Raw genomic sequence first — 25056 nt, forward strand, 5'->3', positions numbered from 1 at the left:
CGCAGCTGGGCGGCTTCGTGCAGGGCAACCCCTGGCTGGCGCGTGGCAGCGCGCGCGTGATCCTCAACGAGGTCAACAGCAGCGCGCCCAGCCAGCTCAAGGGCTACGTGGAAGTCGCGGGACAGCGAGCCGAGGTGATCATCGCCAACCCGTCCGGGATCCAGGTCGATGGCGGCGGCTTCATCAACGCCAGCGCCGCGGTGCTGACGACGGGCACGCCGCGCTTCAACGCTGACGGCAGCATCGCCGGGTACGGCGTGCAGGGCGGGCTCATTCGCATCGATGGACAAGGGCTGGACGGCTCGCAGACGGACTACACCGCGCTGCTGGCGCGAGCGGTCGAGCTCAACGCCGGCTTGTGGGCCAAGGACGCGCGCATTCAGACCGGCACGCAGGTGATGACGGTCGAAGGCGCAGGCGCGGGCAATGGCGCCGGTGAAGCGCTGACGCCAACCGGCGAGCGCCCGCGCTACGCGCTCGACAGCACGGCGCTGGGCGGCATCTACGCGCAGCGCATCACGCTCGTCGGCACCGAAGCGGGTCTTGGCGTGCGCCAGGCCGGTCAGATCGTCGGTGGGCAGTTGACGCTGCGCGCCGATGGCTGGCTCGACAACACCGGCACCCTCTACGCGCAGGAAGCCGACGCCAACGGCACGCCGTCGCTGACGGTGCAGTCCAACACCGGCGTGCGCAACGCCGGATGGCTCGCTTCGCGCGGCAGCGTCGACGCCAAGGCGCCGCAACTGAGCGGAGAAGCCGGCAGCGTGACGGTCGCCGGCATGAACTCGGACGGCGCGATCGTCCTCGGAGCCGGCAGCCTGTCGCTGACCGCCTCGCAGTCGGCGACGCAGCTGGGTCAACTGCTCGCCGCCGACGGCATCTCCCTGCAAGCCCCCACCATCACCGCCGACGGCGCCCGCCTCGCGAGCAACGGCGCCGCGCTCTCCATCGTGGCCGATGCCTTCAGCGGCGTCGGCGCGAGCCTCGAGCAGTACGGCACAGGCGGCCTCACGCTCGACGCCCGCGTGCTCACGCTCACCGGCGCGACGCTGTGGTCCAACGGCGCGCTGTCGGCGCGCTCGGCCCAGCTCACGCTCGATGGTGCCGATGTCCAGGCGCTGTCGATCTCGCTGAAGGCCGACGGGACGCTGAGCCAGCAACGCGCCTCCCTGCGCTCGGCCGGCGCTGCGATGCTGAGCGCCGACCGCATCGACAACCGCGACGCGCGCGTCGCCGCCGATGGCGGCGTGACGCTACAAGCCGGCACCGAGCTGCGCAACGATCGCGGCGAGTTGCACGCCGCCGCGGGCGGCATCGTCATCCAGGGCCAGGCCGACGTGGTCAACACCGCCGGCGCAATCGCCGCGCGCGATGGCATCTCCGTGGAAGCGCGCTCGCTGGTGCAGGAGCAGGGCGCTTCGATCGATGGCCAGGACGTCACGCTGAAGCTGCAGGGCGCGCTGCGCCAGGACGCGAGCGCGCGGCTGTCCGCCGGCAATGGCCTGTCCGTCGACGCCGCCTCCATCGCCTCCGACGCGCAGGTGCGCGCCAGCGGCGCGCTCACCCTCGCCGCGCGTGACGGCGCCGTGCTCGGCGGCTCGATCTATGGCGGCAACGTGAGCGCCACGTCGGGCGGCGATCTCAGCGTGAGCGGCCTGCTCGCCGCTCAACGCGACCTGAACGCGAGCGCCGCCGGGCGCCTGCAGACGAGCAGCGCCGCGACCGTCGCCGCCGGCCTGGGCATCGACGGCCGCGTCGGCGCGCAGGGCGCGCTGGCGATGTCCGCGGGCTCGGCACTCTCGCTGCGCGGTCAACTGCTGGCCGTCGACGCCGCCTTCGACGCCGCCGGCATCGACCTGGCCAGCGCGCAGCTGCAAGCCTCCAACGCGCTGCGCCTCAGCACGGCCAGCGACCTGGTCACGGAAGGCGCGCGGATGAGCGCCTCGTCGCTGACGCTGCAAGCGCAGAACTGGCGCCATGCCGGCGGCCTGCTCGCGATGAGCGGCACCGGCGACTGGAACGTCGCGCTGAGCGGTCAGCTCGACAACCGTCAGGGCCAGATCCAGACGAACGCCCGCAGCGTCACGCTGACGGCGCAGGGCGTCGACAACACCGGCGGCCGCCTCTCGACCGCCGGCGAGGCCATGACGATGACCGTGCAGTCGCTCGCCAACGCGGGCGGCACGCTGTCGAGCAGCGGCGACCTGCGGGTCGAGGCGCGCCAGCTCGACAACCGCGACGGCGAGCTGAGCGGCCGCGGCGTCGACCTGCGCGCGCAGCAGCTCGACAACACCGGCGGCGGCCTGATCGCGGCCTCGCGCGACTTGAGCGTCCGCGCCGACGCGCTGACCAACGCCGGCGTGATCCGCGCGGCGGGCGCGGCGTCGATCGACGCGCGGACGCTGACGCATGGCGGCACCCTGGCCGCGGGTGGCGCGCTGGGCGTGCACGCCGGCGCCATCGACAGCAGCGGCGCCTTCGCCGCGGGACTGCAGACGGACAACAGCGTCGGCACCACGGGCGACCTGTCGCTGAAGGCCGATGGCCTTCTGAAGCACAGCGGCGTGACGCTGGCCGGCGGCGCCGCGCGCCTCGAAGGCGCCGAGCTGCAGCTGCAAGGCGGCCGCACACAGGCCGCGAGCGTCACCGCGCGCGCGAACGCCGGCGACTTGCGCCTCGATCGCGCGGCCATGGCGTCGGCGGGCGCGCTCGACCTGGGCGCGACCGGCGCCATCGTCTCCGAGAACGCGCAGCTCAGCGGCGGCTCGGTGACCTTGACGGCGGCCGACTGGCGTCACGCCGGCGGCGAGCTCTCGCAGATCGACACGGCCGGACGCCTCACGGCGACCGTGGCGGGCGAGCTCGACAACCGCGGCGGCCGCATCACCGCCAACGGCGCGGCGCTGACGCTGTCGGCGCAGCAGCTCGACAACACCGCCGGGCACATCGTCCACGCGGGCGCCGCCACCGGTGAACTGCGCATCGACGCCGGCACGCTGGCCGGCGCGCGGGGCGAGATCCTCGGCAACGGCGCGCTGACGCTGACCACGAGCGGCGCCGCCGACCTGAGCCTGGCGCAGACGCAAGCTGACCGCATCACGGTGCATGCCGCCAGCCTGTCGCTGCAGAACGCGCAACTGGTGGCGAAGGGCGCGGTCGATCTCACGGCCGCGCAGGCGCTCGACAACACGAGCGGTCTGGTGCAGGGCGGCGGCCCGGTGACGCTGCAGGCGGCGACGCTGACCAACCGCGACGGCCAGATCGGCGGCGCGGCGGTCACGTTGCGCGCCGGCGCGATCGACAACGCGGGTCAGGGCCTCGTGGCGTCGGGCGCGGGCCTGACGGTGACCGCGGACCGCCTCGACAACGCGGGCCAGTTGCAAGCCGCGGGCGACGTCGACGTGACGGCTCGCGCCGCGCTGACGAATGCCGGCCTGATCACCGCGAAGGGCGATGCCCGCGTGGATGCGGGCGCCTTCGATCACACCGGCACCGTGGCGGCGAGCGGCAACACCCGCGTCACGGCCGGCACGCTGACCAGCAGCGGCAGCTTCGCGGCGGGGCTCCAGGCCGACAACACCGTCGGCGATCGCGGTGACCTGACGATCACCGCGCAGCAGCTGCGTCAGAGCGGCACCTCCGTGGCGGGCGGCGCGATGACGTTCAGCGCTGACAGCGTCGCGCTCCAGGGCAGCAAGACGCAGGCGGGATCGGTGTCGCTGCAGGCGCTGGCGGGCGGCCTCGCGCTCGATCAGGCGACGGTCGCGGCGACGCGGCAGCTGGCGCTGTCGGCTTCGGGCGCGCTGGACGCGGCGGGTTCGACGCTGAGCGGCGACTCCGTCTCGATCGCGGCCGCCGATTGGCACAACGCGGGCGGCACGCTCGCGCAGACCGGCGCAGCGGGCGCGATGCGCGTCGATGTGGCCGGACTGCTCGACAACCAGGGCGGCCGCATCGGCGCGAACGCTCAAGCGGCCACGCTGAACGCCGGCCAGCTTGACAACCGCGGCGGCGCGATCACGCATGCCGGCTCGGACACGCTGACGATCTCGGCGGCCTCGCTGTCGGGCGCGGATGGCCGCGTCGCCAGCAGCGGCGACCTCGCGCTGACCGTGAGCGGCGCGGCGACGCTGGATCGCGCGCAGACGCAAGGCCGGACGATCACGCTCGACGCGGGCAGCCTCAGCCATCGCGATGGCCAGCTGCTCAGCCAGGGCGATGCCGCGGTGCGCGTGAGCGGCGCGCTCGACAACTCCGGCAGCTTCTACGCGCAGGGCGCGATGACGGTGACGGCGGGCGGCGCGCTCACGCACACCGGCCTGATCGCGGCGCAGGGCGACCTGACCGTGCGGGCGGACAGCATCGCCAGCAGCGGCGCCTTCGCCGCCGGCATGAAGCCGGATACCACGCCGGCGGCGCAGGGCGAGCTGACGCTATCCGCGGCGCAGGCGCTGCAGCACTCGGGCACGGCGCAGGCGGTGGGCCGCGCGACGCTCGAGGGCGCGTCGCTGCTGCTGCAGGACAGCCAGACCACGGCTGCGTCGATCGCGCTGAACGCGCGTGGCGGCGAGCTGCGCCTGGACCGCGCGCTGCTGTCGGTGCGTGATCTGCTCGAGCTGCGCAGCAGCGGCACGCTGAACACCGAGGGCGCGCGCATGAGCGGCGCCAGCGTCGCCATCACCGCGGTCGATTGGCGCAATGCCGGCGGCCAGATCGGTCAGACGGATGCTGCGGGCCAGTTCACGGCCACGCTGAGCGGGGTTCTGGACAACCAGGGCGGGCGCATCGCGGGCAATGGCACGGCGCTGACGCTGTCGGCGGACCGCATCGAGAACGGCTCGGGTCAGATCATTCATGCGGGCGCGACGGGCGGCACGCTGCGTCTGGATGCGACGACGCTGAATGGCGTCAACAGCACGATCGCCGGCAACGGCGCGCTGGCGCTGAACATCGCGGGTGATGCCGACTTGAGCGGCGCGACGGCGCAAGGCGACCGCGTGACGGTCCACGCGGCCAATTTCAAGCTGCGCGGCGGCGAGCTGCTCGGGCAGAGCTCGGCGGCGCTGACCGTTGGCGGCGAGCTCGACAACACCGGCGGCCTGGTGCATGGCGCGAGCAGCCTGACGATCGATGCCGGCACGCTGACGAACCGCGATGGCCAGCTCGGCGCGGTGGATGTGACGCTCAAGGGCGGCACGATCGACAACGCGGGCCTTGGCCTGATCGCGGCGCGCGGGAAGCTTTCGGCGGACGTGGCGAGCCTGAGCAACGCGGGCTCGATGCAGGCGGGCGGCGATCTCGACCTGCGCGCGAGCGGTGCATTGCGCAACAGCGGCACCGTTCGCGCTCAGGGCGATGGCACGCTGAACGCCGACACGCTGGTCAACACCGGCACGGTGACGGCGCAGGGCGCGCTCATCGCGCAGGCGCGCGAGATCGCCAGCAGCGGCGCCTTCGCCGCTGGCCTGAATGCCGACAACACGCTCGCCACGCGCGGCGACCTGATGCTGACCGCGAGCGGTCAACTGCAGCAGAGCGGCACCGCGCTCGCGGGCGGCGGGCTGACGATGAGTGGCGCCGGGCTCGCGCTGCAGGACAGCCGCGTGCAGGCACAGCGCGTGACGATGACGGCGCTGGCCGGCGACGCGCGCCTGGACCGCGCGACCGTGGCTGGCGGCGAGCGCCTGACCTTGTCCGCGGCGAATGCGCTGGACAGCTCCGGCGCGACGCTGGGCGCGGGCTCGGTGTCGATCACGGCGACCGACTGGCGCAACGCCGGCGGCGATCTCGCGCAGAGCGCGGCGGATGGCGAGCTGCGCGTCTCGGTGGCGCAGTCGCTGATCAACCAGGGCGGCTCGATCGCGGCCAACGCGGCGGACGTGACGCTCGCCGCGGTGCGCATCGACAACCGCCAAGGCACGCTGCTGCATGCAGGCACCGGCACGCTGACGCTGAGCGCGCAGCAGCTCGACGGCACCGGCGGCGAGATCCTGGGCAAGGGCGCGCTGGCGATCCAGACGCCGGGCGCGCTGACGCTGGATGGCGCGCTGACGCAGGCGCGCGACATCACGGTGAACGCGGGCAGCCTCAGCCATCGCGACGCCAAGCTGCTGAGCCAGACCGGCACGGCCTTCACCGTCGGTGGCGCGATGGACAACACGCGCGGCCTGATCCAGACGAGCGAGGACCTGCGCATCGTCGCGGCTTCGCTGGACAACACGGATGGCCAGCTCGGCGGCCGCGCGGTCGGCCTGAGCACGACGGGCCGGCTGCTCAACGGCGGCCAGGGCCTGATCGCTTCGGCGCAGGCGCTGACGATCGAAGCCGGTCAGCTCGACAACGCCGGCAGCCTGCAGTCGCAGGCGGCGATGGACCTGACGGCGCATGGCGCCCTCGGCAACACCGGCAGCGCGTACGCGCGCGGTCCGCTGACGATCACCGCCGAGGGCGCGTTGACGAACAGCGGCATGCTGGCGGCGCAGGGCGCGCTGTCGGTGCAGGCGGCGAGCATCGCGAGCAGCGGCGGCTTCGTCGCGGGCTTGAAGCCGGACAACACGCTCGGCACGCAGGGCGACCTGACGCTGCGCACGAGCGGCGCGCTGCAGCAGAGCGGCCAGACCGTGGCCGCAGGCGCGATGACGCTGTCGGGCACGACGCTGCAGTTGCAGGACGCGAAGTTGCAGGCGCAGCGCGCGGACCTGACGGCCAGCACCGGCGACCTGCGTCTGAACCGCGCGACGCTGGCGTCGTCGGGGGCGCTGACGATGTCGGCGGCGGGCGCGATGGACACGGGCGCGGCGTCGATCTCGGGCGACACGCTGTCGGTGACGGCGCAGCGCTGGTCCAACGTCGATGGGGTGGTCACGCAGACCGGCCAGGCCGGCGCGCTGAGCGCGACGCTGCAGGGCGCGCTGGACAACACGCGCGGCGAGATCGCCGCGGCGGGCCGCGCGCTGACGGTGAATGCGGGTTCGATCGACAACACGAGCGGCCGTCTGGTGCATGCGGGCGCGCAGGGGCTGAGCCTCACGACCGGCACGCTGAGCGGCGCGAGCGGCGAGATCCTCGGCGCGCACGCGGTGACGCTGACGGCGACGGGTGCGGTCGATCTGAGCCAGGCGAAGACGCAGGGCGGCACGGTGACGCTGCACGCGGACAGCCTGCGTCATCAAGGCGGCCAGCTGCTGAGCGGCGGCGATGCGCAGCTGCGCGTCGCTGGCGCGATCGACAACACCGGCGGCGCGATGGGCGCGGGCGGTGATCTGCGCGCGCAGGCAGCGTCGCTGGACAACACTGGCGGCCAACTCGGCGCTCGTGCTGTCGACCTGACGCTGGGCACGCTGACCAACGGCGCGCAGGGCCTGATCAACGCGCAGACCGCGCTGACGATCGGCGCGAGCCAGGTGACGAACGCGGGCTCGCTGCAATCGGGCGCGGACACGCGGCTGACGACGACCGGCGCGCTGACCAACAGCGGCAACGTCTACGCGCAAGGCAGCGCGACGGTGAGCGCGGGTCAGACGCTCACCAACAACGGCCTGATCGGCGCGCAGGGCGCGCTGACTGTGGACGCACCCGCGCTGGCTGGCGCCGGCACGCTGGCCGCGGGCCTGCGTCCGGACAACTCGCTGGGCGCTCAAGGCGACCTGACGGTCCGCACGACGGGCACGCTGCAATCGGCCGGATCGATGCTGGCCGCGGGCGCGATGACGCTGCGCGGCGGCGATCTGCAACTGCAGGACAGCCGTCTGCAGGCGGCATCGGTGTCGATGAGCTCGACGGGCGTTTCGGGCCTGGGTGCGCTGCGCCTGGACCGCGCCATCGTCGCGGGCGCTGGTGACTTGATGCTCGCGAGCGCGGGTCTGCTGTCGACGGACGCGGCGACGCTGAGCGGCGCCAACGTCGGCATCACGGCGACGGACTGGCGCAATGTCGGCGGCTCGCTGACGCAGACCGGCGCGGCCGGCGCGCTGACCGCGACGATCAACAACCAGCTGCTCAACACCGATGGCCGCATCCAGGCGGCCGGCACCGGTCTGCGTCTGCAGGCGCAGTCGGTGGACAACGTGCGGGGCACGCTGATGGCGGCGGGCAGCGGTCCGCTGACGGTCACGACGGGCTCGCTGGATGGCAGCTCGGGCCAGATCCTCGCGAGCGGCGCGGTGACGATCGCCGCGACCGGCGCGGTGACGCTGGTCAGCGCGCAGACGCAGGGCACGGGCGTGACGGTGTCGGGCAGCAGCCTCGACAACCGTGGCGGCAACCTCGTCAGCAATGGCGGGGCGCTGCTCAACCTCACGGGCGGCATCGACAACCGCGGCGGCACGGTCGCCAGCGCAGGCGCGCTCGACGTGCGCGGCGCGAGCCTGCTCAACGGCGGCAACGGCCTGATGCAAAGCGACTCGACGCTGCAGGCCACGATCGGCGGCACGCTCGACAACCAGGGCGGCCGCCTGCGCAGCGGCGCGGCGATGACGCTGAACGCGGGCAATGTCGACAACCGTGGCGGCTGGGCTGGCAGCGACGGCACGCTGAGCGTGACCACGGGCGGCGCGCTGCAGAACGCGGGCGGCACGCTGCTCGCGCAGCAGGGCGTGTCGCTGAGCGCGGCGACGCTGGGCAACCAGCAGGGCCGGATCTCGAGCTTGCAAGGCGGCGTGACGTTGCGCGCGCAGGGCGCGATCGACAACACGGCCGGCGCGATCCAGGCCGGGCAGACGGCGGATCTGGGCTCGGCATCGCTGATCAACGCGCGGGGCGAGGTCTCGGGCGCGATGGTCGTGATCGACGCGCGCGGGCAGACGCTGGACAACAGCGGCGGCCGGCTGCTCGCGACGCAGTCGCTGACGGTGGACAGCGGCACGCTGGAGAACCGCGGCGGTTTGCTGCAATCGGGCGGCGGCCTGTCGGTGCAGACGCATGGCGCGGCGCTGAACAACACGCGCGATGGCTCGGTGACGACGCCCACGGGCATCCGAGCGCAGGGCGCGATGACGCTGAACGCCGGCACGCTGACCAACGAGCAGGGCATCAGCGCCGGCACGTCGGCGCAGGTGAACCTGGGCCAACTGGTCAACCGCGCGGAGCTGTCGGCCTCGGCGCTGACGGTGTCGGTGAGCGGCACGCTGGACAACCAGGGCGGACGGCTGATTGGCGCGCAGACGCTGGACGCGTCGGCGCAGCAGGTGCTCAACCAGGGCGGGCTGATCTACGGCGGCAGCGCGCTGACCCTCACGGCCGCGGGCCGCATCGACAACACGAACACCAGCGGCGCCGGCCAGGGCATCCAGGGCGGCGCGGTCAACGTGCGAGCGCAGCAGCTGGACAACGTCGGCGGCCAGGTGCTGGCCAGCGGCGGGCTTGGACTCACGATCACGCAGTCGCTCAACAACGCGGGCGGTGCGCTGGGCGCGTCGGGCGCGCAGACGATCGGGGATGGGGCGACGGTGTCGGCGCTGTCGCTGAACAACGCGGGCGGGCGCATCTGGTCGGGCAGCGCGATGGGGCTGAACCTGCGCGAGCTCGCTGGCGGCGTCGGCGGGCAGATCAGCAGCGGCGCGGGCATGAGCGTCAAGCTCGTGGGCGACTTCGTCTACGGCGCGGGCAGCCAGTTCCAGTCGGCGGGCGACATGGTGCTCGATGTCTCGGGCAACTTCGCCAACCAGGGCACGCTGCGCAGCGGCGGGACGCTGTCGATCTCGGCTCAGAACATCGACAACGCGGCCAGCGGCGAGCTCAGCGGCGTGAACACGCTGCTCACCGCGGCCGGGCAGATCACCAACCGCGGCCTCATCGATGGCGACGGCGTGCTGCTGAGCGCGGACCGGCTGGTCAACGTGGGCACGGGTCGGATCTACGGCGGGGACGTGGTCATCGACGGCGGCGCGCTCGTGAACGGCGCGGAGAGCGGCGTGGCGGCGGTGATCGCGGGGCGGCGCTCGGTGGATGCGCAGCTCACGCGCGAGGTGTCCAACACGGACGGGGCGCTGATCTTCGCGGACGGGGACCTGAGGCTCGCGGGCGCGAGTCTGCTCAACGAGAACTCGACCATCGAGGCCACTCGGGGGCTCGCGCTGCAGATGACGGGCGGCATCGTGAACCGGACGGTGCTGCAGGGCGTGGGCACGGGGCAGGGCGCGGGGCAGGGGGAACTGGCGTCCAAGGCGTTCATCCGAGCGGGCGGGGACATGACGATCTCCGGCGACACGCTGCTCAACAGCGGCGCCACGATCGAGGGACGCGGCAATCTGACGCTGACGGCCAATCGGATCGACAACGTCAATCCGTACCTGATGTGGGGCCAGTACTCGAGCGGCGGCGGCACGGAAGGCACGCTGATGATTCAGTACAAGGAGGGCAAGAACGCCGACATCAACGACACGGAGATTGATCTCAACGGCCGCACGGAGCAGCAGGCGCTGGCCGACTTCGAGCGCTCGTATCCGAACCGGATCATCGTGTCCCACACGTCGACAGCGGTGGACGGCGAGGCCGGCTCGCCGCTGACGCAGTCGCTGGCGGGCAAGATCATCGTGGGCGGCACGCTGAGCATCGGTGCGGGCACGATCAACAACGACATGAGCCAGGTGGTCGGGATGACCGGCGTGGCCATCACCGGCGGGCAGGTCACGAATGTGCCGCATACCGTGACGGCCACGGACGCGCAAGGCGTGGCGCATACGGTGAATCTGTCGCTGGCGGGAGGAGCGCCGGCAGTGGGGCAGGTGTCGCAGGCGCCGGGCGGGCGTCAAGGCGCTGGCGCGGTGAGCACGGGTGGCGGAGCGTCGGCGCAGCAGGCGCAGGGCGGCGCGGCCGCCAATGCGAGCGGTGGACTCGGCTTGAGGGCCTTCATCGAGCGCGCGGTGCGCCGCACGCAAGCTGGTGATGCCGCGCAGACGAACGCGCAAGGAAACGCTCAGGTGCGCGTCGGCGGAGCGATCGCGTCGAAGGCAGTCGCGACGGGCAACGGCGCCGCAGGTGCCGGTGCGTTGCAGGCAACTCAGCGCAGCGGCGCGACAGCGACCGAGCGCGCCATCGCTGCCGCGCAGGCCGGTGATGCGGGGGGGCAAGTGCAACTGCTGATTGGCCACGAGCGCGATGGCGACGCGGTGCAGATGGGCTCGGTGCAGGACCTGCAAGGCGCGCGCGTGACGACGCAGTTCCGCGATGGGGCGATCGAGTCGGCGCAGGGCAACGGCACCACGCAGCAAGTTCAAGGCACGGCTCGCAGCGGCATTGCCGGTGTGCTCCAACGCGCAAGGGCTGCAGCCGCCGCGCAGGTCGATGCATCTGCGCAGGCCGACAAGGCCACGACGCAGATCGGCAAGGTGACGACACAGGCGGGCTCGACGAACGGGCCGGGCTCGGCGCAGAGCGCAGCGCTGAAGGTCGCCGGGCTCAGCGTCGGGGGGCGCCTGTTCGGCGTGAAGCCCAACCTCACGCTGCCGGCCAACAGCCTGTTCAAGGTGCACAGCGAGCCCGGCTCGAAGTACCTCGTCGAGACGGACCCGCGCTTCGCCAACTACCGCGACTGGCTCTCCAGCGACTTCCTGCTGCAGCAGATGGCGCTCGATCCCACCGTGACGCAGAAGCGCCTGGGCGACGGCTTCTACGAGCAGCGCCTGGTGCGTGAGCAGATCGGACAGCTCACCGGCACCGGCTATCTGTCGGGCTACGCGGACGACGAGTCGATGTACCGCGCGCTGCTCACCAACGGCGCGACCTTCGCCAAGGCGCATCAGCTGGTGCCGGGCATCGCGCTAACGGCCGAGCAGATGACGCAGCTCACGAGTGACCTCGTGTGGCTGGTGGAGCAGGAGGTGACGCTGGCCGACGGCACCGTGCAGCGCGTGCTCGTGCCGCAGGTGTATCTGGTGCCGCGCGAAGGCGATCTGCTGCCGAGCGGCTCGCTCATCGCGGGTGGCCGCGTGGAGATGGCCCTCAGCGGCAACTTCGACAACGGCGGCAGCGTGCGCGGCGGCGCGGTGAACATCCAGGCGCAGAACATCTCCAACACGGGAGACATGCGCGCCACGACGCTGGCGCTGACGGCGCGCGAGGACCTGCGCAACATCGGCGGACAACTCGCGGCTACCGGCGACATGAGTCTGTCGGCGGGGCGCGACATCGTCATGGAGAGCACCACGGCCAGCGGCGCAAAGATCAAGGGCAATGTGGCCACCCGGGCGACGGTGCTGGATCAGGTCGCGTCGCTGACGGCGGGCGGCGTGATGCTGGTGAAGGCGGATCGCGACGTGCAACTGCAGGCCGTGCAGATCACGCAAGGCGGTGCCGATGGCGCGGGGAAGGACGGCGGCGTGCTCGTGAGCGCAGGGCGTGACCTCACGCTGAGCACGGTGCAGACATCGAGTTCACGAGAGCAGATCTGGAACGCCACCAACTACAAGAAGGAGCACCAGAGCCAGGACGTGGGCACGGAGGTCAAGGCCGAAGGCGCGATCGTGCTCAAGGCGGATCAGGACCTGAGCGCCACCGCGGCGCAGATCGCCAGCGCGCAAGGGGCGGTGACGCTCAATGCGACGCGGGATGTGGAGCTGCTCGCGGGCGAGGCCAACAAGGTCGTCGAGGAGATGACCCAGAAGACCAAGAAGAGCCTGTTCAAGAAGAAGACCGTCACGACGTACAACAAGACGGATACGACCACGGCCGTGGGTACGACGGTGTCTGGCGATGAGGTCAACATCGTGGCGGGCCGAGACATCAACCTCGAAGCTGCCCAAGCCGTGTCGGACAACGGCACCAAGCTCCTCGCGGATCGCGACATCACGATCGACGGCGTCACCAACTCGGTGAACACGGAGCAGTTCAAGAAGACCGTGAAGTCGGGCCTGCTGGGCGGTGGCGGCATTGGCATCACGATCGGCAAGCAGGCGGTGTCGCAGGCGACGAAGACCACGCAGGAGACCAACCAAGGCTCGACCGTGGCCAGCGTGAGCGGCGACGTGGACATCCTGGCCGGCGGCAAGTACCGCCAGGTCGGCTCGGAGGTGCAAGCGCCCAAGGGCGACGTGTCGATCCAGGGCAAGTCCATCGACATCCTCGAAGCACGCAACCAGTCAGCGCAGGACACGGAGACGAAGTTCAAGCAGAGTGGTCTGTCGGTGTCGCTGAGCGTTGGAGGCTTGTCGACCGCGATGGAGGCTGTGAAGGCAGGCGAGCACGTCACGCAAACGCAGGACGACCGGATGAAGGCGCTGGCCGCGGCGACTGCGATCTCCAAGGCCATGAGGGCGCAAGAAGAGATCGCCAAGACCGTGAAGGCGCTGGACGAGGAGGGCGTCAAGGGCAACGTCAGCGTCAGCATCTCGATCGGCAGCACGCAGAGCTCGAGCAAGCAGACCAACACGGCGAATCAGGCCGCGGGCAGTTCGGTGCTGGCGGACGGCAAGCTGAGCCTCATCGCCACCGGCGCGGACAAGGACTCCAACGTCACGGTGCAGGGCAGCTCGATTGCGGGCAACGACATCCTCATCAAGGCCGACAACGCCATCAACCTGCTGGCCGCCAACAACAGCAGCGAGCAGCACAGCAACAACCAGAGCTCAAGCGCGTCGGTTGGCATCGGCTTCACGATCGGCAAGCAGAACAGCTGGGGCGTGACGGTCAGCGGCAGCGTGTCCAAGGGCAACTCGGATGGCGTCGACACGAGCTTCACCGCCAGCGAGGTCAAGGGCGGCAGCAGCGTGACGATGATCTCGGGCGGCGATACGACGCTCAAGGGATCCGTCGTGGCTGCTCCGACGGTCAAGGCGGACATTGGCGGCAAGCTGAACATCGAGAGCTTGCAGGACACGGCGACCTTCGCTTCGAAGAGCATGAGCGCGAGCGCCAGTGGCACCTTCAACCTCACGGGGGTCAGCGCGGCGAGCGCGTCGTACAGCAACTCGAAGGTCTCGGCGGATTACGCCGCGGTGGGCACGCAGGCCGGGATTCGAGCCGGTGACGGTGGCTTCCAGGTCAGCGTGAAGGGCAACACCGACCTCAAGGGCGGTGCCATCACGAGCAGCCAGGGGGCGATCGACGCGGGCAAGAACAGCTTCAGCACGGGCACGCTGACGACGAGCGACATCGACAACCGCAGTCAGTACAGCGCCAGCGCGGTGACCGTCAGCGTGAGCACGAGCGGCGGGATGGCCGGTGCGTACAAGGACAGCGGCGACGACCGCAGCACGACCAGAAGCACGATCAGTGCGGGCAGCACGACGATCACGAGTGGGGATGCGGCGAGCCAAGCGGAGCTGGAGAAGCTCGATCGCGGCGCAACGAACGATGCGACGGCGGGCAAGCTCGCGCAGGGCTGGGATGGGCAGAAGCTCGAGCAGCAGGTGAAGGTCAACGCGCAGATCTTTGCGGAGTTCGGGGCGGAGGCGGCCAAGCGGGGCGCTGATTACGCGACGGAGAAGAGAGACGGGCTTCGTGCGGAGGCAGTCCAGGCCGCGACTTCGGGAGACAAGGCGAAGGCGGAGAAGCTCTGGGCGGAGTCGCAGAAGTGGGATGAAGGCGGCGCTTATCGCGTGGCCATGCACGGCGTGATCGGCGGGCTGAGCGGTGGCGTCGACGCGGCGCTGGGCGGCGTGGCCAGCCAAGCGGCTGTCCCGGCGCTCGCGGAAAAGATCAGGGACAGCGATCTCCCGCTGGAGGTGAAGCAGTCGCTGATGCTGGCGGCGGGCACGGCCATTGGCGTGGCCGTTGGCGGTGCTGAAGGAGCTTCCACGGGCTTCAATGCGACGGACAACAACTTCCTGTCCGATCCGAACTACCTGAAGAAGCGCCAGGCGCTCAAGGTGCTCGATGAAGACGAGAGCAAGAACTGGGCTAGCAGGCTGCTGAATCCGACGAGCGGCCTTCTCGACGCGGCCCAGGTTCAGCAGACGCTGAAGGCCATGGACGTGGAGAGCGATCGTCTGCTCAAGATGTATCGTTCCGGCACGCCGATGTCCAACGCCGAGGTGAATCAGCTGGCGGTCTATCTCGGGGAATATGCGCAGAGCAACGGCAAGGACGCGGCGCAGAAGTTGGTGAAGTACGGGCCGCAGCCGAGTGTGGACGCGAGTTTCGAGAATTCAGGATGGACGCTTTCGCAGAAGGCGGAGTCGATTCTGAGAGTCAACGCGGTGCACGAAGGGCAGGCGGCGATCGGTACTCCGGCGCTGGAGGTTCTGGCAGGTCCGGTTGGTAATCTGGCTCGGTTGATTCAGGCCGCGCAGAGCAGTACCCAGATCGGCATGGGGATCGGGGCCATTCGAGATGGCGATACTTCGGGCGGCTTGGCTGATATTGGCTTGGGTCTGCTTGGGTATACGGCGGCGATTGGTGGGCAGTATGTTGCGCAGACTAGACAAAAACCTCAGTTCGAAATCCCTTCCGGGAACAAGAACGCCGGTAGCGCGGCCGCAGAGACTACAAACCCGTCGCTGGCGAACGCTGGAAAGATCGACCCATCAGGAGCCCTTACCGATGCGTCGCCCACTGCACTGCTCCCTCCGCCAAAGCCGGGGAATGTGGTTGCAAACGCAATGAGTCAGAAAGAAGTCGCACAGGCAGAGGATATCGTCAAACTTAAAGGAGGCACCTTTGTCGGACAAGAGTTGTCGAATACCCCCGGCATCGACGGACATTTGGACGGTGTTCCTGTGAGTCTTAAGACTGTCACCGGAAATGGAATGATTGCAGTGCAGCGTGGAATCGTTAAGGGCGCCGATCAGATGTCGAAGGCTGGTGTCGCCGGAGACATGTATGTGGATGCGGTGGCTGCTGGCGTTACTACGAAAAATGTGTCTAATTGGGTGGTGCCTGGAACTCCAATATCAAACATTCTTAATGAAGGGGTTGTGAAGAATGTTGTTATTAAGGCTTCAGATGGCTGGATAACTTTGACTCGAACTACAATTTCGGTAGCTCCAAAACCATGAGAGATGCACAAATACCATTGATGCGTGATATTTCCAATGCGGAAATTGAACTTGTTGTGATGGAGGAGTTTTCCCGTCGGGGACTAAAAAGCCCGAAATTATCTCTGCGCCCATATGGAAAGGGTGGTCTCGTCACTTATGTAGAGGGTGTGGGGAAGGAGGAATGGTGCTGGGTCAGGGTTTATGAATGGCCATCTGATCTCAGTCTAAATTTCGATTTGCGATACGCGTGCTCTATAGAGAGTCGTGGCAGTGACATCTTTTCTGCTATTGTTTCGTTGTCCATTTTGAAAGCTTTTGGTAATGTAATAATTGATGACGCTCAATATGTATCTGAAGGCGGAGAAATGACTTTGTCGGAGTTCTCCAATGCGCTGGAAGGGAAGCTTGCTGAAACGAAGTCGCCAGAGTGATCGGCTGGTTGTATCCGCAATCAGTTCGGTGCAGTCAACGTGCGAGTGCCGCAACTGAATAACCTTGGTGCAGGCGGCGAACTCGAATTTGTGACCGGCGAATGATAGTGATTGGTTATGGGTGAATCAAACATTTGGCTTGACTTGGTCATGGCTGATATAAAAAGGGGCGATGGCATCGGAGCAGCCGTCGCGGCGATTGAAAAGAAAGGTGGGCCATTCTCTACATGGGAGCGGCTTGCATTTCCCGAAGGACCCGGCCAACGTTATCTGGGAAGTGCGATTTATATTGCCTTCGCCGATCGATCGCATGAGTTTTTTGGAAAATATATAAATTGGGCGATTGATGCCTCCAAGCGAGCTTTGGAAGACCCCCGTTTTGAGATTTCTTCGGAAAACTCATCTAAAGGCTGGATGAATAGTCCGACGTTTCCAGGGAATCTAGGGGAGGTACGGGCTGTGTATGCTATCTCCAAGGCGATTGCCGAACAGTCGTCTATTGTGGAAGAAGACCTGAAGAAGAGCGCATCCGAGATTTCTGAATCGGCGCTCCTTAATAAGGGTAGGTACTGGAACGATGAGATAATTCAGGGCCAATATCTTTATGCCGTCAGACTTGCAATGATCGGCGGGGACTGGGATGGAGCAAGGCGCTTGTTGTCCGTAAAGAGGAAATTCGATGTTCTCTCGAGGCAGTTTGAAGTACTCCTCGCTGCTTCAAGAGCGGCGCCGGAAGGCCAAGGCGAGTCAGCAGACCTGAAGTTTTTCGAAGAATATTTCGAAACGATTAGGCGTCCTGACGGTAAAGATCAGATTTATGCCGACGGCGCTTCGTTTGATACGAACTATCGGCTAGAGTTTGCTCTTATTCGGCAAAGACTTATTCAAGATTCGCCGGCGTTTCCGGACTGGGGATTGATTTTCGAATCAATTTATAGGGAATCTTGATGCCGGCCTCTTGAGGAACATCGGGCGGGGCGCCCTGGACGGCACGATGGCGGTGCGCGCAGCAACCGGACAACATTGGCGCGCATGCGGGTCGCTGGCAGCCTTGGGGCTGACGAGCACGCATGCACTCAAAGAAGGGTTGGAATCGCTCGCCATCAAGAAATTAGCGAGGACGGACCAGCCATGAACCACTCCATTTCCAAAGAGCTCGCTAAGGCAATCGCAAATGTCGCCATCTTTTTTGAAGATGCTGCGGAGGACGTGCTAGACCCGGACGCGGCAATTCAAGTGATGGAGCAATTTGCAAGGGACTTGAAGAAGATGAACGATTCGGATAGGAGCGCGCTCATCCGGCGTTTGAAAGAAGTGAGTGCCGAATACGGCGATGCCGCTCGCAGGGAATTTGTGTTTGGACTTCCCGAAGCGCTTGGGTTGAAGTAATGAATGTGGGAATCTTTGGAGGGTGCACGATCTTTGAAGTTGGCACCGTTTCCGACGTGGTTCTCTTCTTCGATTGTGTCAAAGCATTTTCCGCGCGCGATGCGGATGGACTTCGGTGGGAACTGATTACCGACCGCCTCTACAAGCGATACGTGCGTGTGGGAGATATTGCTGAGACAGCGGGTTTGATGCGTCGAGTTCGAGAGGACTTTGCGCGACTGCCGTTGTCACAGGTCGAATGGCAACAAGATGGAAAAGTGCTTTCTGCCATCGATATGTCGTCCCCGAATCTTGCTGCGGCATTTTCAAAGTACTTTGAGGCGTTCGAGCATTGTAGCGAGTCTGCGCGTCTATTCCTTGAGGGTTTTGGGGAGTATCAGGCGATCCGAGTCATGATGTCGGACGTCACTTGGTTTGTTTGGGAGAAGATGCGGCCCCTCGCGCAATATGAAGCTCTGGACGGTCCGCCGTTTTGGATTCGTCCTCAGAGTTAATTTCTCTCGCGAATTCTCCCAGGTGCAGGATTTGGCGCTGAACTCGCGAGAGCCTCAAGGAGGCGGATTGTTTTCAGTATTGGACGACTATCTCAAGCTCGAGTTCTTGATCGACTATTGGTATGACGAAGGGATGGGGATCGCATCTCTCATTCTTTTCAAGTTCGACGAAGATGATTGGGCGGAGCTTGAAAATTCGTGTTCGGCAAGGTCGGTTGAATGGCGAATAAGGTGCGCTCATATATTGGATCTTGTCGACCACGAAATATCTACCAAGATTCTCATTGAATTTCTTCATTCTGACGCCGGAGACTTGGTTGTTGCTGCTGCTGATAGCTTGCGGTCGAAGGGCATGACTTGCTTGCCTCTCAATAGAATAGAGGCGCTAAAGAGGCTTTCCGCTGAAGGCTCGCCTCCTGTCAGGTTGATGATCGAAAAATTGCTCAGCCAACTATCTAGGCCTGACGAAGCATAGTCGTCAGGAGAAGCGAGGTTGTATGAATCGCGAGCGATTTGAATATATACGAGATGGTATCGAAGGCATGGAGCTTGACGCCCTATGGGACTACGCTTTAGAGGCAAGTGACTTCTTCGATGAGCAGCGACAGTTCTTCTTCATGATTCTCGAAAAATTGATTCGTGAAGGAAACATCAGACTGATCCACATGCATACGAAGGTGCCGATGTCCGGAACTGCTGAGCAACAAATTGACGCATTTATGAAGGTATTCCCGAGGGGCGCCGAGGAAATGAATGGGGGACTATGGTTCTTCAGCGAAGAATGTCCCGGTGGTTCTCTTTGGCAGGCACGTTGAGCCTACGCGTATTTTCACCTATTAGGTTTGAACGCCAGGATAAGTCGGGGTTGAATCGCCGAACGAGTCCACGACCCCATGTGCAATCGCTTTACTGAGGAAGCCACGGAACATTTTGGCAGTTGGCGCCGGGTTTTGAGCCGCTAATTAATGATGCGCGTCTTGTGCGCACCTCGGAATTGGCAAGGTTGTGTTCAGCTCGGGAGGCACAGGTGATGGGATCTCGGGGGCTATTCGCAATCCATGAACACCAAACTTCAAGGTGCATTTGTATTCGTCTACAAGAAGACGAACCTTCTTATGCTGAGTTTCTCCAAGTGCTCGCAGGGGACTGCTGCTGGTCATGGCAAGTTCGAGAAGTTCTCCATTGATTCACCGGATGCGGAGATCGGGGCCGCATTGCGCCGGCGAATATCAGATCGGCAGGATGGCCACTACGTTCCCCAAATGTGGAAGGAGCGCCAGGCCTATCTCTCTTACCGAAAGGCGCTCGAAGAGGATCGAGGTGGAATGTCCGAGAATCAGTTTCGGAAATATTCTTCAAGCTTCAATGTTCTTCTTGAGGGTGGGCGGATCGAGTTCGAGGTGTACGAAATGGAGCTATCCAGATGGGTCCAATTGGCAATACTTTGTCTGGACGCTTCTGACGATGAACTCGGTGCGGCTGTCAAAAATGCCGCGGAGTACGTGATTTCATAAGGGCCCTGTCCCGTACTTAGCCAGTCCACATGTTCCATAAGCCTCAGGGGTCGCCGGACGCGAGTTACGTAAATAACTGGGCGGATCAGGTGATGGCCGATCTGTCTAGAGGGGACGGCATCCCAGCAGCCATCTCAGTCACTGAAAAAAATGGCGGACCGTTCGCGAACTGGGAGCGTCTGTCATTTCCCGAAGGACCTTGCCAAAGGTATTTCGGAAGCGCGGTCTACGTTGCCCTCCTAGACCGGAATCACCCAGTTTCTCGTCAATATTTGGAATGGGCGATGGCTACGGCGCAACGAGCACTGGAAGACAAGCGCTTTGCCATTGCTTCCGAGAACTCTTCCAAGGGCTGGATGAATCATCCCGATTTTCCTGGAAATATGGGCGAGGTCCGAGCAGTCCATGCGCTCTCTATGAGCCTCTTTCAGGATGCACCGGTCGACCTTGATGCGCTAAAGAAGAGCTCGCATGAAATCGAGCAGTCCGCACTCCTTACCAAGGGGAAGAGCTGGAGCGATCGAATAGTGCAGGGTCGTTATCTGTACGCGGTAAGGCTCTCAATGATTGCGGGCGACTGGGGGGCTGCAGGCCGCATGCTGAGCGTAAATAGGAAATTCGATATTTTCAACCAGCAGTTCGAAATCCTTCAGGCTATCGCAATGGCATATTCGGCGGAGAATGAGGGCGGAAAGGTTGTGCCAGATGCTGTACGCGCATTCGAAAGCTACTTCCAAACGGTGCGAAGCCCTGCCGGGAAGGAGTTGCTCAATGCTCATTCTGCTTGGCCAGCAAACTGTTATCGGCTGGAGCTTTCGCTCATCCGTCATAGGATTCTTGCAAACGTCTTACCGTTTCCCAACTGGAATGACGTGTTCAAGGCGATTTGTGAATCCCCCTAACAGGCTGCCGAAACGCATCGCCGGACGCTTCGAAAGTGGTCCATGCGGGGGTGCCGCATCCCTTCGCAAGCACAAACAAATCGCGTGTAGGCTGTTCTATGAGGTCAACATTCTTGGCGCCGCGTCCTAGAACCGGTGCTTCAGCAGCCTACCAAGAAAGAGCAAGGATGAAGAGCTATCGAGAAATCTGGGCCGATCGTGTTTCCAAGGAGCTTCAGAAAGCCAATGGCTTTCCCGGGGTTGTCGCGTCCGCGGAAGCAAAGGGCGGACGCTTCATTGATTGGCACCTGTTGGCAATGCCGGAGCTTGCCGTATCCAGCAATTTCGAGCTCTTTATTGAGGTTGCGATCGGTGCTTGGTCTCACCCCTATAAGGAACTGTTTCTCTCGTGGGCGGAACAGGCCGCAGAGCTGGCATTAACGGATCCACGCTTTGACATCGAAGCAGATAATTCCAGGAAGGGCTGGAAGAACTCGGGGAGCTATCCCGGAAATCACGGCGTGATTCTTGGGATCTTTGCGCTGGTAAAGGCGATGAAGCGGAACTCCGAACCTATGGCAACCCAATTGATCCAAGCTGCAAAGGAACTTGAGACAAGCGCGCTGAATGCCAGGGGCCAAGCGTGGAACACCCACATTGTTCAAGGCGGCTATTTGAGAGCCGTTCAGTTTTTGATGATTGCAGGGCAGGCGGATGCAGCGCGAGCGATGCTCACGGTTCGCCGAAGCTTCAAGTATGTGGACGAGCATCGTCGGTGGCTGCAGAACGTCCTCGACTTGATTCCTGAGGACCCTCAACTCCATACAGCGTCTGCGGAGGAGCGATCGACCTTTGAGGAACGGTTTGACGTTATACGCGACCCCGATTTTCGGACCGTTCCGTCCTTCGATGACTCGGATAAGCACCTTGGCCAAGATGTCATGCAGCTTAGGCTCGATTTGGCATTGATCCGGCAGAGATACGTACTGGGGGAAACGATCGCCGGAAGGTGGGAAGACGTCTTCTATGCCATTTCGGCGTGAAGATGCAAGAGGCGCCTGATCAATTCTGAAACGAGGCACCAAAATGAGTATTGAGAGACAAACTGAACTTCTCAATGATTTGGTTGAGGTCATGCATCACAGCGCAAATGGCGATTACGAAGAGATGGCGTGCGTGTTTCGCTATTTGAATCCCGAGGGCTCTTGGTCGATTGATACTGAGTTTTCGTTCGTGCGAAATGGAGAGTCGATGAGCGCCTTTCTCCGGGATCCGCGCAATCGCATGATTCATCATGTTCGGGAACTTCATTCTTTGATGAAGGGCCACACGGGCGGTGACTGGAAATCTTTTGTGCTGCGGGTGGGGGCTGACGGCAGGGCAAAAACGAAGTTCGCGTATGGTGCCGAGAGTTAGCCTAGCAGAACCAAGAATCAGGGGCCGGGCCGCTCAGTCCATTAAGGTGAGTCATGAAACTGGGATTCAGTTGGATGCCGGGAGCTGCGGGGCAGCAGGCGAACTGTAATGTCGAGGGGCTCGCCGTGAATGACATATCGCCTCTCGCGTGCTTACTGATGGACGATGGCGGTCTCGACGAGCGCGCGTCCCTCGTTTGGCTTCAGGAGGGAATTGCTCAGATCGATGCCTTTCAATCAAGCGAAAAACTGGGGAAGATCGACTGGAACAGGGAGTCATGGGGCGCTGAAATATTTGGCGAGAATACTCGCATCTATTCGTTGTACGATGAGCAGTGCTTCGAATACGTCGCCACTACCGCCCTCAAGACCGCTCTGGTGGAATGGTTGAAATTTCTTCGCTCTGGACCTGCCTCGAACTGGGTCTCAGTTGATTTGGACCTGAAGATCTAATGCTTCTTTAAACAGAACTTGAAGAACGACGTTCCGTTCCCAGAAGGAGTCGCAGACTCAACACGGCTTGGGTGACCATGATGCGGTCATTAGCCTTGACGCGATCGGCTATATGGTTTCATTGATGGCGGCTTTATGGGCCAAATGGCTCGAAGCAGTGGCCTTTCCCGATATAAGCAATTTAACGTCTCAAGCTCGGTGAGCCGAAAATCATGCTTCGCCGAGCGTGGCGCCGAAAGCTGCGAGTCGCGTCAATAACGGGCTGGCGGATCAACTGGGACCGAAAGCTAATCGAGTTTCGACTTTCCTCGGAAGGGGTGGGAGGAATTGATGCTGGCAAAAGATAATGTATGGTCCCATCCGGTGATGGAGAACCTTCGGCGAGACGATGGCCTGACCGCTTCCGCCGTGATCAACGAGAGGGATGGCCCGTTTCCTTTATGGGAGCGTTTGGCCTCTCCTGAAGGTCCTTGCGAAATGTTGATGGAGGATGCCACCTATATTGCTCTCGGAGACTATGGCCATCCGCTTTGCGGAAGGTTTCTGGAATGGGCAATGTCAACTGCCGATCGAGCAATAGCAGATCCCCGCTTTGAGATCGGGGCTGAGAACCGAAGTAAGGGGTGGAAGAACCCCCCTTCCTTTCCTGGAAATCGCGGACGAGTGATGGCGATCAGCGCGCTAGCGAAGGCAATGAAGAGCGGCGCAGAGATCGAGCAAGATGCGCTTCGTGAGGCTGCGGACCAAATCGCAAGGTCGGCGTTGCTGGAGAAGGGGAGAGATTGGGCGGATAAGCTGGTGCAGAGCCAGTTCATGTACGCGGTTCGACTTCTGATGATCTCTGGGGACTGGCAGCTAGCGCAAAATCTAATAGCTGTGAAGAGGAAGTTCGAAGCCGTCCCGCACCAGTATCAGGTGATCAAGGAACTGCTTGAAAGTTGCCGAGGGAATCAATCGCCGGAACTGAGCTCTCCCGCTTGGCGAAAGTTTCAAGACTATCTTGAAAATATTAGTCCTCCAGGGGCGAATGCCCTTATTCGCGGTGAAACGATCGGCGGCACTTGCTTCTTTAGAACACAGATCGGTCTGATTCATCAGCGCGTTACCTCGAGGGGGCAACCCATCGTTTGGACTGAGGTCTTTGCAGTTATTGGGCATGGGCCGTGATCATTTGAAATCAATGAAATATTTTGGCCGGTGCGTTGAGTTCCAGTGTGTTCTGGAGTACAGATGAAGGACCTCGAACCGTTATATAAACAGGTCGCCCAGGCACTTGTCGGTTTGGCAGGCGAAGATTGGACGACCGCTTCTGTTTCCGCACCGGTGCTTGGTACGCGATGCGGCGGCATGGAGCTTTCGTGTACGACGTTGGCGGGAGAGAAAAAGTGGCTGAAGCCGACATCTCATGCCATTGCTGCAGTCGATGACGCATTCTTGAAGATTCGCGATGCGCTTTTGGAGAATGCAGGCACCAGAATCTGGTCGGTCGGCTTTGACTTGCAGAGGGACGGGAGAATGTCGGCCAGGTTTGGTTATGAACGGCCGTCATGGTATGACCAGTCCGAGGAGCCTCGCGAAGCGTCGTCATCTCATCCCTTGACGACGCCGGAGCAGATTCAAGAGCACGCGACCGAGGCGAAGAATCCGCCGGGTGTCCCGGCCCATGAGGTCGATGGTTTGTCTCGCCTACAACAAGAGCCGTCACCTGACGTAGCCAGTAAGTTGGACGAACTCTACGAAGCCGCCAGCTCAATCATCTTTCGAAACGCCCCCGTCGGATTCGCCGAGGCGTCCGTGGCAGCGGAAATCGGTGGGGAATCGGCAGGTGGCTTTCAGCTGGCCGCTCGGGACGCCGCGGGCAGTAGCTTGGACATGGATCTGAACGTTCGGCAACTACTGGAACTGCAACGGTGCTTTGTGCAGGTCCGCGACCATCTACTCCGCGAGACTGGCAGCCGCCTTTGGTCAATGCAGGTTGCCGTAACACAAGACGGAAGGTTCTCGGTCACGCACGGATATGAGGTGCCGGCTTGGTACATCGAAGAAGAAGATCCGTTGCTGGCATGGGAAGAGACGAATCCGCGATCGGAGCAGACGACCATTCACTTGCGCGAATGGGAGCGGCAGGGTCTATCTTGGCTTCAGCAAAGAACCGCAGAAGATGGCAAGTCCTGGGGTCTTGGGAGCGAGTCGAACTGGGATCTCGACCTGCGTGCGGGACGTTTCAGCCTATCCTTTTCTGATGGTCGAAGACTCGCGGGCCAAGTTCAAGTACTTGGGACTTTCAACAAGGAAGACGGCTCGTTTCTTTGGGCTTGGGACCACCCGTCCGTCCCAGAGGCCCTGCGAAGGTCGGCAGCCGAGATGCGCGAGTGGGGACTGGCCCATGGAGAGTTGGACTTGACCCAGCGCAAGGTGCGGGTGGATGAGTCAAGACTATGGGCATGGTTAGGTTTTGCGGCGAGCAAGTCGGGAGCGGATGGCGGGTATCGCGCCAGTTCCAACGGGACGGATGTCTACTTGATCTACAGCGGCATGGCCGACTTTGGTTGAATGCAGATGGCG

14 protein-coding genes are annotated in these 25056 nt (G+C 64.0%); all 14 read left to right on the forward strand.

What is annotated here, in order from left to right; genetic code table 11:
* Nucleotides 1-17: 17 nt before the first annotated feature.
* The 14 genes from ABDW61_RS07070 (at nucleotide 18) to ABDW61_RS07135 (ending at nucleotide 25044) form a co-directional block, all read left to right on the forward strand.
* Complete coding sequence (locus ABDW61_RS07070; RefSeq protein WP_343637608.1) at nucleotides 18-15932, forward strand: hemagglutinin repeat-containing protein; 15915 nt, start codon at nucleotides 18-20, stop codon at nucleotides 15930-15932.
* A 20-nt stretch (nucleotides 15933-15952) separates the two neighbouring features.
* Nucleotides 15953-16345 (forward strand): hypothetical protein, encoded by a 393-nt coding sequence (locus tag ABDW61_RS07075; protein WP_343637610.1) that lies wholly within the window; start codon nucleotides 15953-15955, stop codon nucleotides 16343-16345.
* A gap of 150 nt (nucleotides 16346-16495) precedes the next feature.
* A complete protein-coding gene (locus tag ABDW61_RS07080) occupies nucleotides 16496-17293 on the forward strand; it encodes a hypothetical protein (protein ID WP_343637612.1) in 798 nt (265 codons plus the stop codon).
* Between the two features lie 183 nt (nucleotides 17294-17476).
* Nucleotides 17477-17734, forward strand: coding sequence for a hypothetical protein (locus tag ABDW61_RS07085; protein WP_343637614.1), 258 nt, complete (start codon nucleotides 17477-17479; stop codon nucleotides 17732-17734).
* Nucleotides 17734-18228, forward strand: coding sequence for a hypothetical protein (locus ABDW61_RS07090; RefSeq protein WP_343637616.1), 495 nt, complete (start codon nucleotides 17734-17736; stop codon nucleotides 18226-18228). The genes ABDW61_RS07085 and ABDW61_RS07090 overlap by 1 nt, the downstream gene beginning before the upstream one ends.
* Nucleotides 18182-18703: a hypothetical protein gene (locus ABDW61_RS07095; RefSeq protein ID WP_343637618.1), complete on the forward strand. Its 522-nt coding sequence runs from the start codon at nucleotides 18182-18184 to the stop codon at nucleotides 18701-18703. Before ABDW61_RS07090 ends, ABDW61_RS07095 begins: the two co-directional genes overlap by 47 nt.
* A 22-nt stretch (nucleotides 18704-18725) precedes the next feature.
* Nucleotides 18726-19043: a DUF596 domain-containing protein gene (locus ABDW61_RS07100; RefSeq protein ID WP_343637620.1), complete on the forward strand. Its 318-nt coding sequence runs from the start codon at nucleotides 18726-18728 to the stop codon at nucleotides 19041-19043.
* 243 nt (nucleotides 19044-19286) lie between these two features.
* Complete coding sequence (locus ABDW61_RS07105; protein ID WP_343637622.1) at nucleotides 19287-19742, forward strand: hypothetical protein; 456 nt, start codon at nucleotides 19287-19289, stop codon at nucleotides 19740-19742.
* A 92-nt stretch (nucleotides 19743-19834) separates the two neighbouring features.
* Entirely contained in the window at nucleotides 19835-20644 is an 810-nt protein-coding gene (locus ABDW61_RS07110) for a hypothetical protein (RefSeq protein WP_343637624.1), read from the forward strand.
* A gap of 167 nt (nucleotides 20645-20811) precedes the next feature.
* Nucleotides 20812-21666, forward strand: coding sequence for a hypothetical protein (locus ABDW61_RS07115; RefSeq protein WP_343637626.1), 855 nt, complete (start codon nucleotides 20812-20814; stop codon nucleotides 21664-21666).
* A gap of 43 nt (nucleotides 21667-21709) precedes the next feature.
* On the forward strand, nucleotides 21710-22039 hold the full coding sequence (locus ABDW61_RS07120; RefSeq protein ID WP_343637628.1) for a hypothetical protein: 330 nt from the start codon (nucleotides 21710-21712) through the stop codon (nucleotides 22037-22039).
* Nucleotides 22040-22092: 53 nt separating this feature from the next.
* Entirely contained in the window at nucleotides 22093-22491 is a 399-nt protein-coding gene (locus ABDW61_RS07125) for a hypothetical protein (protein ID WP_343637630.1), read from the forward strand.
* Nucleotides 22492-22821: 330 nt separating this feature from the next.
* Nucleotides 22822-23658: a hypothetical protein gene (locus ABDW61_RS07130; protein ID WP_343637632.1), complete on the forward strand. Its 837-nt coding sequence runs from the start codon at nucleotides 22822-22824 to the stop codon at nucleotides 23656-23658.
* A 63-nt stretch (nucleotides 23659-23721) separates the two neighbouring features.
* Nucleotides 23722-25044: a DUF6882 domain-containing protein gene (locus ABDW61_RS07135; protein ID WP_343637634.1), complete on the forward strand. Its 1323-nt coding sequence runs from the start codon at nucleotides 23722-23724 to the stop codon at nucleotides 25042-25044.
* Nucleotides 25045-25056 lie beyond the last annotated feature (12 nt).

The organism is Roseateles sp. (assembly GCF_039595595.1).
Taxonomy (GTDB): Bacteria; Pseudomonadota; Gammaproteobacteria; order Burkholderiales; family Burkholderiaceae_C; genus Roseateles.

What these genes read in the sequence shown, in the direction of transcription:
- ABDW61_RS07075 (WP_343637610.1), top strand. Translation starts at nt 15,953, where the DNA reads ATGCGTGATATTTCCAATGCGGAAATTGAACTTGTTGTGATGGAGGAG.
- ABDW61_RS07080 (WP_343637612.1), top strand. Translation starts at nt 16,496, where the DNA reads ATGGCTGATATAAAAAGGGGCGATGGCATCGGAGCAGCCGTCGCGGCG.
- ABDW61_RS07085 (WP_343637614.1), top strand. Translation starts at nt 17,477, where the DNA reads ATGAACCACTCCATTTCCAAAGAGCTCGCTAAGGCAATCGCAAATGTC.
- ABDW61_RS07090 (WP_343637616.1), top strand. Translation starts at nt 17,734, where the DNA reads ATGAATGTGGGAATCTTTGGAGGGTGCACGATCTTTGAAGTTGGCACC.
- ABDW61_RS07095 (WP_343637618.1), top strand. Translation starts at nt 18,182, where the DNA reads ATGAAGCTCTGGACGGTCCGCCGTTTTGGATTCGTCCTCAGAGTTAAT.
- ABDW61_RS07100 (WP_343637620.1), top strand. Translation starts at nt 18,726, where the DNA reads ATGAATCGCGAGCGATTTGAATATATACGAGATGGTATCGAAGGCATG.
- ABDW61_RS07105 (WP_343637622.1), top strand. Translation starts at nt 19,287, where the DNA reads ATGAACACCAAACTTCAAGGTGCATTTGTATTCGTCTACAAGAAGACG.
- ABDW61_RS07110 (WP_343637624.1), top strand. Translation starts at nt 19,835, where the DNA reads ATGGCCGATCTGTCTAGAGGGGACGGCATCCCAGCAGCCATCTCAGTC.
- ABDW61_RS07115 (WP_343637626.1), top strand. Translation starts at nt 20,812, where the DNA reads ATGAAGAGCTATCGAGAAATCTGGGCCGATCGTGTTTCCAAGGAGCTT.
- ABDW61_RS07120 (WP_343637628.1), top strand. Translation starts at nt 21,710, where the DNA reads ATGAGTATTGAGAGACAAACTGAACTTCTCAATGATTTGGTTGAGGTC.
- ABDW61_RS07125 (WP_343637630.1), top strand. Translation starts at nt 22,093, where the DNA reads ATGAAACTGGGATTCAGTTGGATGCCGGGAGCTGCGGGGCAGCAGGCG.
- ABDW61_RS07130 (WP_343637632.1), top strand. Translation starts at nt 22,822, where the DNA reads ATGCTGGCAAAAGATAATGTATGGTCCCATCCGGTGATGGAGAACCTT.
- ABDW61_RS07135 (WP_343637634.1), top strand. Translation starts at nt 23,722, where the DNA reads ATGAAGGACCTCGAACCGTTATATAAACAGGTCGCCCAGGCACTTGTC.